Genomic DNA, 15,823 nt, shown 5'->3' on the forward strand with positions numbered 1-15,823 from the left:
GGCAATTTAGCTTTGCGCTAAATCAAGCCGCTGACCTGATTTAAGCGAGTTCAATCAGACGCGTTGGCCGCCAATACAAGTCTGACAAGTTCGGGCAGGCTTTTCACCTGCATCTTGGCCATAACGTTCGCGCGATGCACTTCTACCGTCCGAGGGCTGATATTCAGCTCGAAAGCGATCGTTTTGTTTGGCTGCCCGGCGACGACGCCTTCCATCACTTGTCGTTCACGATCCGTGAGTGAGTCCAATCGAGCGCGGATCGACGCGATGTCATCGATATCCCGAGGCCGGTTCTTCAGTTCTGAAGCTGCGTGTTTAATTGCGTTGAGCAAAATCTGTTCTTCAAACGGCTTCTCGATGAAGTCGAGCGCCCCGGTCTTCATAGCCTCTACAGCCATCGATACATCGCCGTGTCCGGTGATCACGATGGCGGGTAGCATGGCATCAGCCTCACGCAACCGCCTCAACAATTCGACGCCACTTATGTCGGGCATGCGCAGGTCGGTGATGAGGCAATCGTTTTGAAGGTTGCCTGTTAGTGCGGCATTCAGAAATTCCATGGCCGATTCGTGAACGCGAACCGTATGCCCAGACGTTGTGAGCAGAAAAGCCACGGACGTGCGCACGTCCTCTTCGTCATCCACGATATGGACTACGATGTCAGATCCCATCATGCAGCTCCTGGTCCTTAATAGCCGGTAGCACGAGACGGAACGTGGCCCCCCCCTCGCTATTGCGGTACATCGAAAGCTCTCCTCCGTGGGCTTCAACGATGCGCTTGGAAATGGAGAGGCCGACCCCCATACCTCCTGGCTTACTTGTCGTGAATGGTTTGAAGAGGCGGGCACCAATTTCGGGGGAGACACCTGGCCCCGTGTCGGCAACCTCGATCATGATTTTCCCGATGTCTTCCGAGGAAATCCTAACCAGCAATTCTCTACGCTCGCTTTCCCGCATTGCCTCCATTGCGTTTCGCATCAGATTGATGAGGACTTGTTGGATCTGGACCCGGTCGGCCATGACCAGCTTCGATCCTGACTCAAACTCGAATACGGTACGGACCCCCATTTCACGTGATCCGACCAAGGCTAGCGCACCGGCTTCTTCAACCAGTTTGTGAATTTGCTCAGGTTGCTTTTCTGTCTCGCCTCTTGTCACGAACTCGCGCAAATGCCGAATAATCTGGCCGGCACGAAGCGATTGCCGCACGGTTTCTTCTAGAGCATCCTGCACGCGCGATGCTTCCGGACCTTTCATATTCCTCAGTAGCCGGATGCAGCCCTGGACGTAGTTCGCTATCGCTGACAACGGCTGATTAAGTTCGTGAGCGAGGGTTGAGGCCATTTCGCCCAGTTCGTTGAGCCGGGCTAACCGCGCGAGTTCGTTTTGTATTTCTCGCAGCCGCGACTTCGATTCTGCGATCTCGGTGAGGTCGCGTACAAAGCCTGTGAAAAAAAGATTGTCACCGCTCTTCATCTCACCAACGGCGAGCATCATCGGAAATGTCGAACCGTCCTTGCGTCGGCCAACGACAACGCGATCGGTTCCGATGATCCGCTTTTCGCCCGTCGATAAATACCGTTGAAGGTAGCTGTCATGTTCGCTGCGGTAGGGTTCGGGCATCAAAATGCGCACGTTTTGGCCCACCGCTTCTTCTTCTTCGTAGCCGAATTGCCGTATGCCAGCGCGGTTGAAGGCCACGATGGTTCCGTCACGTTCAATAACGACCATAGCATCGGGGACCGTATCGAGAATGGAGCGAAGGTGTGCTTCGCGCGCGCTGAGGTTCTCGCTCAAACGGCGTGTCTCAAGCAGTATGCTGCGGTGCGTACAACCGACATAAGCCAATGTTGCAGTGAGACCCAGTGACAGCAGTATCTCACCTAGTGTCACATTGGGTTGGAGCTTGAAGGCGTTTGCAACGAGGAGAGCTCCGATCGAAAGCAAAAGCGCCAAAGCCCCCCCGCGCAGCCCACCGAGATAAGCAGCCGCGAGAGCAATGGGCGGCAGCAGAACGATCAACCAGTGGCTACCGAACGAGCTCCAAAGCGACTGAATTACGAGAGCTGCTGGAATGCCAACGAGCGCAACGATAAAGCCGAGCACGTCCGCAGAGACCGCAGGTTCGGCCAAACAATTGATTTCTTGCGGGTTTGAGGACTTCAAACCCGAATTCAGGTAGCTGTTGAAGCGACACACTGGCCTACCCCATACGGCTGGAAAGACGCTTCTATACCTGCTGCGAACCCAATCCAATAGCGGGAGGCGGGTAGTGCGGGCACGCGCATCTGAGGGCATTGGTGCCGGAGCAGCTGCGCTGTGAGCGCTTGGACGTTTCTAGGTAGATGGATGGCATATAAAGCAACTGCAGCGCGACATTGATCTTGCCTTGCCATCATACTCCCGTCGCAAATCATGGCGTATTTGGTTAATTCGTGCCAAGACGGTTGCCAAACAAAGCCGTCCCGGCTCTGCGCAACTTACCAGGTTGGATCGAATTCTAGTCTAGAGTCATTCGCTCTAGCCGCCAATGGAGAAGAAGTATGGACATTATAGATTGGTCGCAAGTGAATTGGATCGATGTCGGCGTGTATGCCGGACTGGCATTTATTGCGTCCCTCATCGGCATGGGGATCAACAGAGCCCTGGGTGATACGCTGCTTTTTGCCGCGATCTTGACCGCAATCCTGTTTTCGGTGGGGTATGTTGGCTGGAATTACTATCCGCACGGCATCGACGTTGGCCAAACTCATGTCTCAGGTCAGACAGTGAACCCCGCCGTTGCGGCCCCTGCCGCGGAGCCTGCGGCACAAGCGCCGGCAGCTGACCCGTCTCCCGTCACAACAGTACCCGCTACTGAGCCTGCCTCTGAGCCAGCCAGCGAACCTGCTGCCGAACCGGCCCCCGCCAATCAGTAATGGGACTGCAGTCCGTGTTTCACTTACGTGGCGCCCGACGCATCGCGTCGGGCAGCGCCTTTCTAGCGTTCACCTGCACGCACGCGCCGCTCCCGGTCTATCAGGTAGATACCTGAACATACGACGACGCAGGAGCCCACGGCCGTCCAGATATCCGGCAGATCACCGAAGACCAGATATCCAAGCCCTGCCATTGAAAGTATCTGCAAGTAAAGAAAGGGCGTGATTCTGCTCGCCGGAGCCAGCTTATAGGCCAGGATGAACAGGTAATGCCCGGCGCCCCCAAACGCGCCAAGCGAGAGTAGCATCAGCCAAACCTCGGGCTGCTGCGGCCACTGCCATTCTGAAATGGCGAAAGGCGCTCCCAAAAAAACTCCTACAAACATTGAATAAAAGAGCGTCACGATCGGCGGATCCTCGCCGGCGATGTGTCGCGTGATTAGCATGAACAGCGCATAGGCCAGCATGCTTGCGAACGAAAAGCCCACCGCGGGGTGAATCTCGGCAAAGCCAGGCCGCACGACGATAAGTATGCCGCCAAACCCTACCAGAATGGCAATGAGCCGCCGCCAGCCGACCCATTCGCCGAGGAGAGGCCCCCCCAATAAGGCCACCACCAGGGGGGCCAGGAAGGTAATCGTGACGGTTTGGTCGAGCCTGAGGTACTTGAGCGCGAGGAAATTTAGCGCAGTGACCGTCACCATAAGCGTCGATCGCGCGAGCTGCCAGGGAAGCCGCCTGGTCCTGAACATCGAGCGCACGTCCATGAGGCCAAGCAACGGTACAAACGTGAGCATCAGGAAAAACTGACCTAGAAACCTGACCCAAATGATCTGAGTTACCGGAACCCCAACCCGCCCAGCTAGGTATTTCGCTGTCGCATCAAGGCATGAAAATAGGATCAGCGCGACCGCCATCATGGCGATTGCTCTGCCAAAATCTCGGATATGTGTCGCAGGGTACTGGACAGGCGGCGGCAGATGCGTCATCAGACTTTGTGTTCGCGAGGATCTTCAAGGTTCGGCTCAAACCTGGATCGCGTACGGATTGATGGCCATGCAGCAGGCAAGAAATATCTGCTGCCGGTCTTCCGCTCGTGTCTCAAGGCCGCGTCACGTTAGGCGTTGATCCTGTGGCTTTGATCGGCTAATCAACAACGTGGGCCCCGAGGGGCCCGTTTTCATTGGTTTGGACGGGTAGCTCAGTGGTAGAGCATTCGACTTTTAATCGAATGGTCGAGGGTTCGATCCCCTCCCCGTCTACCATATGCAATTTTGACAAGATACGGTAACCCCCTCAAAAAATTCTCAAAATCGCGCCCTATGTGCGCCCATGCTATGCAGAGCTGTTTAATATCCTGCTTAACATGTGTTTGAGGTGATTGTTCTCCAAAGCCCCATAAGCGTCTCGGATGCCGATTCGATACTTGGCTGCTACGTCTGCCGGCCGATTGGCGCCACGGCGTCGGGCGATGTTTTATTTCGTTATCTGCCGATAGATGGCGGGTAGGGCCGTAGGTAGTCGAGAGATGTTTGGAAAGATCGCGTAGGCGCCGCGTCCGAAAATGTAGGGAAAATAATCGCGGGCTTGTTCGTCCACCGTGACGCCAAAGACACGCAATCCAGCACGGTGGGCCTCGCGGATAGCCATCCGCGTGTCCTCAATGCCGTAACGGCCCTCATAATGATCAATGTCGTTCGGTTTTCCATCGGTGATAACAAGCAGCAGCCGATGACGTTGTGGACGTTCTTGAAGCGCAATCGAAACGTGGCGTATAGCGGCCCCGATACGTGTGTACTGACCGGGTTTCAAAGCTTGGATGCGACGGCTTACCCTAGGTCCAACGTCCTCGCCGAAATCCTTTACGGTCTGGACGTTCACCCAGTGGCGACGACGCGACGTGAAGGTAAAGATCGCATGCTCGTCTCCGCAGGCGGCCAAGCCGTGCGTAAGAGCCAGTAACGCGCCCTTTTCAACGTCAAGCACACGGCAATCCTGTAGCCAAGCGTCCGTTGAGAGCGAGACGTCCAAAAGGACGGCGAGAGACACATCCCGTGCAGCACTTCGCGCTTGAAGGAAGATTCGTTCGGTAGCAGGAGCCCCGGCTTGCCGGTTAGCGACATCCTGAACCAACGCCGTCAAATCGAGTTCGTCGCCATCCGGCTGACTGTAGAAGGTTTGGCATTTGGGGCGAAGCGCTTCGAACTGGCGGCGTACCTGTTTTATGCAGCGTTGCATGGTGGCGTCCGGTGCCCAGTCCCCACCTTCCTCGGAAGCCATTCCAGCGACAACGCGACAGTAGTCCGGCCGATAGCTCCCTCGGCGCCAGTCCCATTCGGGATAAGTGATGTCAGCGACAATCGCGCCATCCTCCGTGGCCGGCGGGGCCAAGTCGAGATCTAGTTTGAGCCGGGTCGAGGCGCGCTTTTGATTTGAGCCAATTGTAAGGTCGTTCAAATCGTCAGCGGCTTGGCGGGCTAAATCCTCATCGTCGTCCTCCACCGGGCGATTGACGTTGACCATGTCTGACAAGCTAAAAATTGTCTCGAACCGGTGGAGTAGCAGCGGGTCGTCACGTTGGCTGCGGTCGGTCTCTCGGCGCGACGCGTGGCGGCGGCGATTGTCGACCGGGGCCGAAATACCTGTGCCCTCATCGATGTCGTCGTGCTGTGTGCCCTCAGCATCGACTTGCAAATCGCCCCAGAGCGGAACTGGAAGAAATCTCCTGTAACCGCGCGGGGCACGGATGTTTTCGAGTGGAACGGTCGGATCGCGAATAGCACGGAGAAGCTCGGCGTCGGTGGCCGGCCGTGGGGCGCCATCAAGCAGCGTTTGAATGGAAGCGTCGATAGCGGCTTCGGTCCGTGGCAGCGAACGTTGAGGCCAAGCGCTGATGAGTTCGCCCGTTAGTCGTCTGTAAATCGGTCTCAGACCGGGCCAGGCCGTGATGGTCGCTTCCGTGGTTGCGAGGCAGGCACGCAGTCTTACAATATCGCTTTGCAATGGATCGCTAGAGATTGCGGTAGGTGGGACGGCGTGGGCGAACCAGGCCGCAAGCCACTCGTAGAGCGCTTCATTGTCGGAGCGCGTCGGAAAAATGTCGATCGACGTCGGCAAGCGCAACGTACTCGTATCGAGTACGGCATGTTCAATACGCTCGCGCCCCAGACCGATACGCTGCTTCAGGCTCAGCCGATGCCCGGTGTCGAACGGGGCTCCAGCAGAAATTCGCACCGCGCCACTCCCGCCCAGTGCGTGAAACAGGATAGCGAGGCGGCGGCGTAGAGCATCAAGAGAAACTGCAGCCTGCGGATAATGGCGGTAAGTGCTAGCGCCGCCGATCATGCGATGCCAGTAGATGCCGATAGTCTCTTCGGGCTCGAAGATCGACATGGCGTGTTAGCCCAGAGCGATGTCTGCGACGCGTAACAGCGCCTGCTTCACGTCCGCGTCGTCGCTCAAGGGCTCTATGAGCGACGCTTCGATTGCAGTTTGTGGATTGACACCATCACGGATTAGAACGGCGCAATATACGAGAAGCCGGGTCGACGCGCCTTCCTCCAAATCCTGTTGTTTGAGATCACGCAGGGCATTGGCGATGCGCACGAGCGGCACACAGCGATCCCTCGGCAGACCGCTTTCTCGGGCGACGATTGACGCCTCGATGTCGGGAGAAGGAAAGCTGAACTCAAGGGCTAGAAAACGCTGACGTGTGCTTGGCTTGAGGCTTTTCAGGACGTTCTGATAGCCAGGATTGTAGGACACGACGAGCATAAATTCGGCAGGGGCCTGCAACAGCTCGCCAGTACGTTCGAGCGGCAATATGCGACGATCGTCCGTAAGTGGATGCACCACAACTGTCACGTCCTTGCGGGCTTCCACGACTTCGTCGAGATAACAGATCGCGCCTTCGCGCACCGCACGGGTCAAAGGGCCATCGACCCAGACCGTGTCGCCGCCTTTGAGAAGGTAGCGACCCGTCAGGTCCGCGGCTGTCAGGTCATCGTGGCACGACACGGTGTAAACCGGCCGCCCGAGTTTGGCAGCCATATGCGCAACGAAGCGTGTTTTGCCACAGCCCGTTGGTCCTTTCAAAAGGACGGGGAGCTGATTGCGATAGGCACGCTCGAACAACTCGCATTCGGAACCTGCAGGGGAATAGAACGGCAGATCACCCATAGTGATCGCCGCAACTTTTGAAGAAGCGTTGGGCATCATGAATCTTTCCCGTAACGGCGGGCGCGAAGCGCCCGCTCGTCACCGATGCAAACGTTACTCTGCCGGCTGAGCCACTGCTTTCATCCGTCCCGGAATTTCTTCCCGTGTCGGACCAAATATCGCTACGAGGTAAAGCAAGACACCCAGGACGACGAACACACCCGCTCCAAGGCGCATCCAATAGAACAGGGCGAGCTGATCCTGCACTTCCATGTAGTACATGCCGAGGATGCGCTGCAGATGGGTTTGGACAACGCCTGCGAAAGTTAGTGTGAACGTCATGAAGGCCATGCCGGAACTCATGATCCAGAAGCTCCACATGTTGAGTACCTGGTTATACGGCTTTCGGTTGCGCAAATAGGGCATCGCATAGGTGATGATGGCGAGGTTCAACATCACGTAGGCACCGTAAAAAGCGAGATGCCCATGTGCAGCCGTCACTTGGGTTCCGTGACTGTAATAGTTCACGAACGATATCGTATGCATGAAGCCCCAGACGCCAGCGCCGAAGAACGCGCCGACCGTGCATCCGAGAGACCATAGCATCGCGGCCTGATTTGGGTGGTCGCGACGTCCCCGCCAGACCATGGTGAAAGCGAAGATCACCATGACAAAGAAGGGCAACACCTCGAGAGCCCCAAAGACGCTGCCGATCCACTGCCAATAGGCCGGGGTTCCGATCCAGTAGTAGTGGTGACCGGTGCCGAGCAATCCGGAAAACAAGGCGAGGCCGACAATGGCGTAGAGCCATTTTTCGATAACTTCGCGATCGACGCCCGTCATCTTGATCAGAAGGAAAGCGAGAACCGACGCCATGACCAATTCCCACACGCCCTCGACCCAGATGTGGACGATGTACCACCAGTACATTTTGTCGAGTGCTAAGTTGGCTGGATTGTAAAATGCGAACAGCCAAAATACCGCGATGCCCCACATTCCAAGCAGCAGCACGTTAGTGACTGCTGTTCGGCGCCCCTTCAATACGGTCATCGAGACGTTGTAGAGAAAGATCAGGGCGACGACGACGATGGCGATCTTGATCCAAAGCGGTTGTTCAAGAAATTCGCGGCCCTCGTGGATCCCAAACATGTAGCCGATCACGGCGGCCAGAGCACCGAACATCAAGAGCCCGAGCTGAACATAAGCGAGGAGCGGGCTCTCAAGATCTCGCTCTGCCTCTTCAGGAATCAAATAGTAGGCCGCCCCGAAGAACCCCATTAACAGCCACACGATCAGCGCGTTGGTGTGGATCATGCGAAGAATGTTGAAAGGCAGTGTTTCGGATAGGAAGTTTGGAAAAACGTAGACGGTCCCGGCGAGAGCGCCAAACAGCACCTGGACCAGGAATAGCACCATCGCGCAGATGAAGTACGGGTAGGCGACCCGCTGCGTTGCGTATTTCATTGGGATCGTACTCCTCAGCCAGCATCGTTCGGCGGCCAGCCTTGCGTATCAATCCGGCTAACCCATTCCAGAAAATCGACGAGATCGTTGAGCTCTTGATCGTTCAGTTTGAAGTCGGGCATCTGCCGACGACCTTCGACGCCGCTCGGCTGCGATTGCATCCAAGCGATGAGGGTATCGCGAGCCCCCTTAGCGTCGTCGCGACCGCCATAGCGCACCCAGACATTGCCGAGTTCGGGCGCGAAATAAGCACCCTCGCCAAGAAGCGTGTGGCAGTTGATGCACGCGTTTTTCTCCCAGACATGCTTACCCCGCGCGACATTGGCGTTGAGCGTGTCGGAGTTGCTGCTGGTGTTGACGATAAAAACGTGGCTGTGGACTGTCAGAGCCACGAAAAGCACGAAGAAGAAAACCGAGCCGCCATAAAAAATGTTGCGAGCCGCAGCCTTGGTAAAGCGTTCGCTCATGAAACCGCTCCAATTGCCGAGATCAAGACAGCTTTCCCTCTGCTCACCGATTGAAAGGTGCGCGAAAAATACATCTTTATGCTTATGTTCCGCGCCTCCCCATGAGGCGTGACGTCACGGGGAGGGGTGGATTCGAAGATGGGGTGAGATGCGAGGACCTCGTAAGCTTTACGGCCGGTCGCTTACTGTCAGTCTTTTGGCAGGACATGGATTGCGCAGTTGAGAGGGGCAGGAAGCGTGCTCATATTGCGCGTCGGGGGTTATTGAGGTCCGAGCGCAGTGTGACGATCGGGGAGGATCTCCGCAATCCAACGTGATGTCGTCGAAGGGGCAATCTGACCCCTGTATGCGGCTGTCAACGACAGCATCGCGACGGGTGCGAACCCCTGAGTGCGTTTACTCGTGCATGATGTCTGGAGGGAAACGGAACGTGAAGCAGGAATACGTAGCGGTCTGGGACTGGCCGACCAGAGTCTTCCATTGGACACTCGTCATTCTGATAATCAGCGCTTGGGTGAGTTTCGAGTACGCCGAAGCGCTTGGTGATCCACTTCTGAAGTGGCACCGCTGGAACGGCTACGCGATCCTGGTTCTCATCGTCTGGCGCTTGCTTTGGGGCGTGTTTGGTTCATCGACATCCCGCTTCGGGAACTTTATCCCCAGCATTGCTGGCGCCATGGCACATGCACGGGACACGCTGTTCGGGAAGGCACAGCCTTACCTCGGCCACAACCCACTCGGAGCGTTGATGGTCATCGGATTGCTTTGCATCGTAGCGATACAGGCAGTGCTTGGTCTTTTCACTGTCGAACACAACGATCTCACCGCAGGCCCGCTGTACCGCTTGGTTGGGAGTGGCACGGTCAAGGATATCTCACGATGGCACCGTTGGTCCTTTACGGGACTGATTCTGCCGCTGATCCTTCTGCACATCGGGGCAAATCTGATCTACCAGCTCTTCAAGCGAGAGCCGCTGATTACAGCGATGATTACCGGCCGCAAGCCGCGCCGCGACTATGCTGATGCCTCAGTGGGCATCACGTCACATCTGGCGCTAAAGGCCGTTCTGCTGCTCATTGCGGCATCGATGATGGTGTTCGGGGCGATATGGGCGTTAGGTGGGCGCCTGATCTAGGCGGTGGGGGCGTAGGACTCATCCGGAAGATCAATCGGACCCAGGATCTGTTCAATCGTCTTCTGCAGCTGGATCAGCTTGAATGGCTTGATCAGGTAACCGTTGGCACCGGCGAGTTCGGCTGCTTGGATGTTGGCTGACTTTGCTTCGGCCGTAATGAGAACGAAGGGTGTGTCTGCGCTCTTTTTGTTTTGTCGAACGGCCTTTAAGAGTTCGAGGCCATTCATCTCGTCCATATTCCAATCTGACAATATGAGATCGTAGTGCTTGCTGGAGACGAGGTTCAGCGCGAGTTGGCCATTCAGCGCTGTATCGATACGTTTAAAGCCGAGCTGAGCCAAAAGTCTGCAGAGTATTTTCTGCATAACGATACGATCTTCGACGATGAGCACGGACACAGATTGCGCAGTCACGTTTCGATAACCCCTGCTAGGTGAGCACAACGCCGTACCGACTAGGCTAGATTGGGTGCCAGAAAGGACTTGCGCAAAGCTGTCCACTGCTAAAGGGAGGCCCCGAGAAAAGTCGGATAGAAACGCAAAGAGCCCGGTGACAGGTGTCACCGGGCTCTGAAAGTTCACTTCAAACTCAATGTCTTAAAGTGCAGACATAAGCCTTAGGACTTTTTGAAGTGCAGGATACCCCACGCCAGACAGCCACGTTGTCCAGCAGTGACCCAGTTCGACAAACCAGTCGCCATTCGGTCGATGTAGGTCTCTGAGATGCCCTTCGTGAGAATCGCCCGTTGCGACAGGAGTTCCTCGCGAACGCGCGAATAGTGACGGATCAATTGATCCGTCTTATCGAGCCACTCGACGAATTCAAGACCGTTTGCGATGGCGGTCTTCTTATAGAAATCCGGCGATCCCAACGTGTCGAGATGGATGCGCGCAAGAACAGGCTCCAGGTCGCCTTGCGAGCACCGTCCGCTCTCCATGGGATCCGTGAAGATAAAGTGCCCCCCTGGTTTCAGGACGCGTGCGACTTCGGCAATAACGCGTTCCCGTTGACCCGAGTGCAGAATGGCGTCTTGTGACCAGACGGCATCGACGCTGGCGTCTTCCAGCGGGATATCCTCGAAGGATCCGTCGACCACGGTAATGCGCGAGGCCAGTCCGGCTGCCTGCGACATTTCCCGGTTCCGCTCATTCTCTTTCTCTGAAAGATTGAGCGCAGTGACGTTGCAGCCAAACCGTTCAGCAAGATAGCGCGCGGCGCCACCATAGCCCGATCCGATGTCGAGAATCCGCGAATTAGCATTGAGCGGAGGCAAGTGATCCGCCATCCGTTCAACCGTCCGTCGGCTGGCGACGCCAATCGGCTCGTCCTCACGTTCGTAGAGGCCGATATGGATGTCTTCCCCGCCCCACACGTGGAAGTAAAAGTTATCGGCATCTTCGCTGTTGTAGTATTCCCGCGCCGTCTGCACGGTTTCTGAATAAGCCTGTGTCACGCGTTGTCATCCTCGAGGTCGCGGTAGGCCTTCTCAGCCACATGAATGAAAAAGTCTGGTTCCTTTTCGCGGAAAGTCTCCTGGAAGTCCCCATACGTCGACACGCGTTGGAAGCCGACCTCTTTCATGAGCCTCTGAACGTACGCTTTGCGTAGCGGGAACATGTTGAGGTGGAATTGCGCGCCATCGTTGAATTCGTAACAGAAGCGGGCGAGGCTCTCGTCGATGTGCTCGGGGAAAGCGCGAACGTCCTGGCCACAGTAGTAGTAGTTGTGTGTCGGCTCGACGTCGTGATCGAGAAGCGCATCATAGTTGCGCTGGTCTAGGACGAGGGTCCCTTCGGCACGTAGAGTCGCATAGAACTCAGCAAGTGCCTTGCGCCGGTCGTTATCTTTATGCAGGTGCGTGAAGGAGTTACCCAGGCAGATGACGGCGTCGTAAAGGTCGTGCACATGCCGGTTTAGCCATCGCCAGTCCGCGTGGATCGTGCGCAGCATATGACCGTGGTCGCGTGCGTTGGAAAACGCCTTGGCAAGCATCTCCTCATTGCCATCGACGCTGGTGACTTCAAAGCCAGCCTTGAGAAGCATGACCGAGTGAAACCCAGTCCCAGTCGCGACGTCGAGCACCTTCTTGGCGCCGAGGTCCCGCAATTTTTCGATGAAGAACTCGCCTTCTGCTTTCGCGCGCCGGTCCCAATCGATCAGCGCGTCCCATTTGTCGACGAAAGATTCCACGTACTCCATCTGGTAGTGGCTGGTTTCGCGCACCGCCAGAGGGTCATCTCCAAAATCCTGAGCTGCCTGTGAGCTTGTACGGAGTTTCCCCTCCTGATCGGTATTCGCTACGGTCATTCTCGACTCCCATTTTGAAAGAGATTGACGCGCAAAAGTATATCTACCCGTACAATCGTGTTGTTCATATGTATTTCGGATCGCGCGCGCATTAAGACTTACAAAAAGTCAAAGATTAGCTGTTGAATGATGCAAATACATGTGCGCAGGCGCAATGCCGAGATGGCGTGGCGTGCTGTCCCGATATAAGGCGAACGCCAATCGGAGACTGGCTTCTTGTAAACGCATGAGCCGAATGACTCAACAGTATCATCGAAATAATTTGGAAATGCGGATCTCGCGACGCTTGAAATCTGCACGGAAAAATACCGCTATCTTGCCGTCACAAGTCAGTTTTTCCGCATCCATCCGATTGCGCAGTGCAGTGAATGGCCTACCCATTTTGTGATTGGTTGCGGCCGCTGGCGGGCTGTCTCGCACGGATCATCTACTTTAAGATCTACAGGCCCCCTCGGTGGCGCATGCACGTTTCAAAAGCACCCCCCGCAAGCGAGGAAACGCCCCATGAGCTGGCAACCCTGCGACGATCCTAAGTTAGGCGACGCGCGTGCATGTGATCTCATTGAACAAGTGATCGTGCCCCGAGCCCGCGACATTGGCGGGTTTGAAGTCCGGCGCGCGTTGCCTGCTGCAGGTCGCCAGATGGTCGGCCCTTTCATATTTTTCGACCAGATGGGACCTTCAGAGTTCCTGCTGGGCGAGGGACTCGACGTTCGGCCGCATCCCCACATCGGTCTGGCGACCGTGACCTTCTTGTTCGACGGCCAGATCCTTCACCGCGACAGCCTGGGAACAGAGCAGGCAATTCGTCCTGGCGAGTTGAATCTGATGATCGCAGGGAGTGGAATTGCTCACTCCGAACGGACTAGCGAGACAGATCGCCGTGTGGGAGGGCGCATCTTCGGGATACAGGCCTGGGCGGCTCTCCCTAAAGCGCATGAGGAAAAAGCACCGCAATTTGCGCATCACGGGCTCGATGAGCTCCCGCGGATAGAGGGGGACGGCAAACGCGTCCGACTCGTCATGGGCGCGCTATACGGCGAAACGTCCCCGGCAGAATTTCCGCACCCATCGCTCTATGCCGAAGCGGTGATGGCTCCTGGCGCCATCCTGCCCATCGATCCTGAGTACGATGAGCGAGCGATTTATATCGCTTCAGGTGAAATCGACATCGCCGGCGACGTCTTCGGCCCTGGTAGGCTTCTCGTACTTCATCCCGGCGATAGGGTTTCTGTCCTCGCGTTAAGCCAAGCGCGCGTGATCATGCTTGGCGGCGAGCCGATGGATGGTCCGCGTCATATATGGTGGAATTTCGTCTCTTCTTCCAAGGACCGGATAGAAGCGGCGAAGTCGGATTGGAAAACAGGAAATTTCGCTCCCGTTCCTGGCGACGAGAAGGAGTTTATCCCCTTGCCCGAGTGGCCCTGATCTGCCGCTCCGGTTTTCCAGAGGATGCCCCTCTGGCTTGATCACGTCACGCCATGATAGTTTGTGAACGTGCATGCCGTGCGCACGTGCGCACGGAAACATGTGCGGAAGGCCAACAAAAGGGCCGGTAACGAGAGCTGTCATGAGCCGATGCGCGAACTGAGCTACGTTTCACCCGGCGATCCTGCCTGGAAGCGCTGGACAATTGGGGCGATTGAAGATCTCTCAGGTCGTCAACGCTATCTGCCGCTGTATCAAAAGTGGCGCCAGGAAGTTGTCGGCACGTCACATCAGATTATGGGGGACTGCCTTAAGCTGATTGACGTCGATCTGCGTATAGAATCGAAGTGGCCGTGGCCGCCGAAAATCTCCGACGGGATGCCGTTGGTCATGATTGCGAACCACCCCTTCGGGATCGGCGACGGCATGGTGGCATTGTCCCTGGCGGAGCAACTCGGGCGGCCATATCGTGTGCTGATAAACAACGATCTGCTGAAGGTCCCGGAGATACGGCCATATTCTCTGCCGATCGATTTTTCAGAGACGCGCGAAGCGACCGAGATGAACCTGCGCTCAAGGGCGGAGGCGCGTCGCCTGCTCAAGGAAGGCACCACCATTATAATCTTTCCGGCCGGCGGTGTTGCGACTGCTCCAAACCCATTCGGACGGGCCCAAGAATTGCCTTGGAAGACGTTCGCTGCGCGCCTTGTTCAGTTAGCCGAAGCGGCGGTCCTGCCGGTTTACTTCGAGGGGCAGAATTCAGCGCTGTTTCATGCCGTCAGCCGTTTCAGTTTGACGCTGCGTCTGTCGTTGTTGGTTTCAGAATTCCGAAATTTCCCAGGTAAGCCCTATACCGCACGCGTTGGTGCGGTGACGCCTTTCAACGAACTAAAACATCGCGAGGACCGCAAAGCGCTCAACGATGAACTCTATCTGATGGTGCAGCGTCTGCGACCGGGAGCCGAAAACTTGAGCGACGAAGATCTAAAGCCTCCGCCGCTCGGGAGCCGGATCAGATATGCATGGGACTGACGAGGGAAAGTCCCACGGGCCGGTGTAGTCAAGCAGGCCCAGTGGCAACCGGTAAGCCGTTGTCCTGTCCCCACTCCGCCCAACTCCCATCATAGACGGACGCGTCGGGGTTGCCGGATATGGCGAGCGCTAACGCCAGCACAGCGGCCGTGACACCCGACCCACAGGTCGTAACAACGGGGCGCACGGCATCGATCCCAGCCCCGGAAAAAATCGCCCGGATCTCTTCCGGTGATTTCAACGTCCCGTCAGAGTTGAGGACCTGATTGAATGGTACGTTCCGAGCGCCTGGCATATGCCCGGACCTAAGGCCTGCGCGGGGTTCCGCTTGTCGCCCCTCAAAACGCGCCGCGGGACGAGCATCCACAACTTGTGCGTTAGGCGTAGTAAGCATCGCGCGCATGTCGTCGATATCGCGGATGAGATTTGCATTGACGCGCGGGGTGAAGTGACGCGCCGTTCGGACCTGCGCGGGGCCATCCTCAAGGGGGCGAGACTCTGCTTTCCACTTCGGCAGGCCACCGTTGAGGACGGCAACTTCCTCATGCCCCATCGCGCGGAGCATCCACCACACACGCGGTGCAGAAACAAGCCCGACGGAATCGTAGACGACGACCCTGACACCATCGCCCGCTCCGGCTTGCTTCATGCGGCTCGCGAACTTGGCTGGATCGGGCAACATATGGGGTAGGTCGGTCGCGTCATCCGCGATCTCGTCGATATCGAAAAACAGCGCACCTGGGATGTGTTCGGCCTCGAATTCAGCCTTTGCATCGCGGTTCTGCGTTGGCAGATGCCACGAGCCGTCAAAAATTACGAGATCTGGAGCGTCCAGATGCTCCGCCAGCCAATCTGTCTCGACAATCCACTTACTGGCTTCGATCGACACCGCGATCCTCCCAATTTTTATCTTC

General features: G+C 56.7%; 15 protein-coding genes and 1 tRNA gene. 5 read left to right on the forward strand and 11 right to left on the reverse strand.

Features of this window, described 5'->3' with window-relative positions:
* Nucleotides 1-50: 50 nt before the first annotated feature.
* Both fixJ and YBN1229_RS12770 read right to left on the reverse strand, forming a co-directional pair.
* On the reverse strand, nucleotides 51-671 hold the full coding sequence (fixJ, locus tag YBN1229_RS12765; RefSeq protein WP_046478974.1) for a response regulator FixJ: 621 nt from the start codon (nucleotides 669-671) through the stop codon (nucleotides 51-53).
* Nucleotides 661-2,133: a two-component system sensor histidine kinase NtrB gene (locus tag YBN1229_RS12770; RefSeq protein ID WP_052743920.1), complete on the reverse strand. Its 1,473-nt coding sequence runs from the start codon at nucleotides 2,131-2,133 to the stop codon at nucleotides 661-663. The genes fixJ and YBN1229_RS12770 overlap by 11 nt, the downstream gene beginning before the upstream one ends.
* Before the next feature lie 410 nt (nucleotides 2,134-2,543).
* Here YBN1229_RS12770 and YBN1229_RS12775 point away from each other — a divergent pair, with 410 nt between their 5' ends.
* Nucleotides 2,544-2,918 (forward strand): hypothetical protein, encoded by a 375-nt coding sequence (locus tag YBN1229_RS12775; protein WP_046478970.1) that lies wholly within the window; start codon nucleotides 2,544-2,546, stop codon nucleotides 2,916-2,918.
* A 62-nt stretch (nucleotides 2,919-2,980) separates the two neighbouring features.
* On the opposite strand, the gene YBN1229_RS12780 is transcribed toward YBN1229_RS12775, so the two are convergent.
* On the reverse strand, nucleotides 2,981-3,907 hold the full coding sequence (locus tag YBN1229_RS12780) for a DMT family transporter (RefSeq protein ID WP_244464932.1): 927 nt from the start codon (nucleotides 3,905-3,907) through the stop codon (nucleotides 2,981-2,983).
* 201 nt (nucleotides 3,908-4,108) lie between these two features.
* Here YBN1229_RS12780 and YBN1229_RS12785 point away from each other — a divergent pair.
* Nucleotides 4,109-4,183 (forward strand) — tRNA-Lys (locus YBN1229_RS12785).
* Nucleotides 4,184-4,394: 211 nt separating this feature from the next.
* Here YBN1229_RS12785 and YBN1229_RS12790 read toward each other — a convergent pair.
* The 4 genes from YBN1229_RS12790 to YBN1229_RS12805 are packed head-to-tail and all read right to left on the reverse strand — an operon-like array spanning nucleotide 4,395 to nucleotide 9,007.
* Complete coding sequence (locus tag YBN1229_RS12790) at nucleotides 4,395-6,311, reverse strand: nitric oxide reductase activation protein NorD (RefSeq protein ID WP_046478967.1); 1,917 nt, start codon at nucleotides 6,309-6,311, stop codon at nucleotides 4,395-4,397.
* Between the two features lie 6 nt (nucleotides 6,312-6,317).
* Nucleotides 6,318-7,133: a CbbQ/NirQ/NorQ/GpvN family protein gene (locus YBN1229_RS12795; RefSeq protein WP_090229445.1), complete on the reverse strand. Its 816-nt coding sequence runs from the start codon at nucleotides 7,131-7,133 to the stop codon at nucleotides 6,318-6,320.
* A 57-nt stretch (nucleotides 7,134-7,190) separates the two neighbouring features.
* On the reverse strand, nucleotides 7,191-8,540 hold the full coding sequence (locus tag YBN1229_RS12800; protein WP_046478964.1) for a cbb3-type cytochrome c oxidase subunit I: 1,350 nt from the start codon (nucleotides 8,538-8,540) through the stop codon (nucleotides 7,191-7,193).
* A 14-nt stretch (nucleotides 8,541-8,554) separates the two neighbouring features.
* A complete protein-coding gene (locus tag YBN1229_RS12805) occupies nucleotides 8,555-9,007 on the reverse strand; it encodes a c-type cytochrome (RefSeq protein WP_046478962.1) in 453 nt (150 codons plus the stop codon).
* A gap of 430 nt (nucleotides 9,008-9,437) precedes the next feature.
* On the opposite strand from YBN1229_RS12805, the gene YBN1229_RS12810 reads away from it, so the two are divergent.
* Nucleotides 9,438-10,142 (forward strand): cytochrome b/b6 domain-containing protein, encoded by a 705-nt coding sequence (locus YBN1229_RS12810; protein WP_052743921.1) that lies wholly within the window; start codon nucleotides 9,438-9,440, stop codon nucleotides 10,140-10,142.
* Here the strand turns inward: YBN1229_RS12810 and YBN1229_RS12815 are convergent.
* The 3 genes from YBN1229_RS12815 to YBN1229_RS12825 form a co-directional block, all read right to left on the reverse strand.
* Nucleotides 10,139-10,555 (reverse strand): response regulator, encoded by a 417-nt coding sequence (locus YBN1229_RS12815; RefSeq protein ID WP_052743922.1) that lies wholly within the window; start codon nucleotides 10,553-10,555, stop codon nucleotides 10,139-10,141. The genes YBN1229_RS12810 and YBN1229_RS12815 overlap by 4 nt on opposite strands.
* Before the next feature lie 203 nt (nucleotides 10,556-10,758).
* Nucleotides 10,759-11,595, reverse strand: a complete 837-nt coding sequence (locus YBN1229_RS12820; RefSeq protein ID WP_046478960.1) for an SAM-dependent methyltransferase — start codon at nucleotides 11,593-11,595, stop codon at nucleotides 10,759-10,761.
* On the reverse strand, nucleotides 11,592-12,449 hold the full coding sequence (locus tag YBN1229_RS12825; protein WP_046478958.1) for a class I SAM-dependent methyltransferase: 858 nt from the start codon (nucleotides 12,447-12,449) through the stop codon (nucleotides 11,592-11,594). The genes YBN1229_RS12820 and YBN1229_RS12825 overlap by 4 nt, the downstream gene beginning before the upstream one ends.
* Before the next feature lie 504 nt (nucleotides 12,450-12,953).
* Here YBN1229_RS12825 and YBN1229_RS12830 point away from each other — a divergent pair.
* Nucleotides 12,954-13,877 carry a pirin family protein gene (locus YBN1229_RS12830; RefSeq protein WP_046478956.1) on the forward strand — a complete coding sequence of 308 codons (924 nt, stop codon included), beginning with the start codon at nucleotides 12,954-12,956 and terminating at the stop codon, nucleotides 13,875-13,877.
* A gap of 150 nt (nucleotides 13,878-14,027) precedes the next feature.
* Nucleotides 14,028-14,909, forward strand: a complete 882-nt coding sequence (locus YBN1229_RS12835) for a lysophospholipid acyltransferase family protein (RefSeq protein ID WP_076605342.1) — start codon at nucleotides 14,028-14,030, stop codon at nucleotides 14,907-14,909.
* Between the two features lie 28 nt (nucleotides 14,910-14,937).
* Here the strand turns inward: YBN1229_RS12835 and sseA are convergent, their stop codons facing one another.
* Nucleotides 14,938-15,798, reverse strand: a complete 861-nt coding sequence (gene sseA, locus YBN1229_RS12840; protein WP_082101132.1) for a 3-mercaptopyruvate sulfurtransferase — start codon at nucleotides 15,796-15,798, stop codon at nucleotides 14,938-14,940.
* Nucleotides 15,799-15,823 lie beyond the last annotated feature (25 nt).

Source organism: Candidatus Filomicrobium marinum, assembly GCF_000981545.1.
Classification (GTDB): domain Bacteria; phylum Pseudomonadota; class Alphaproteobacteria; order Rhizobiales; family Hyphomicrobiaceae; genus Filomicrobium; species Filomicrobium insigne.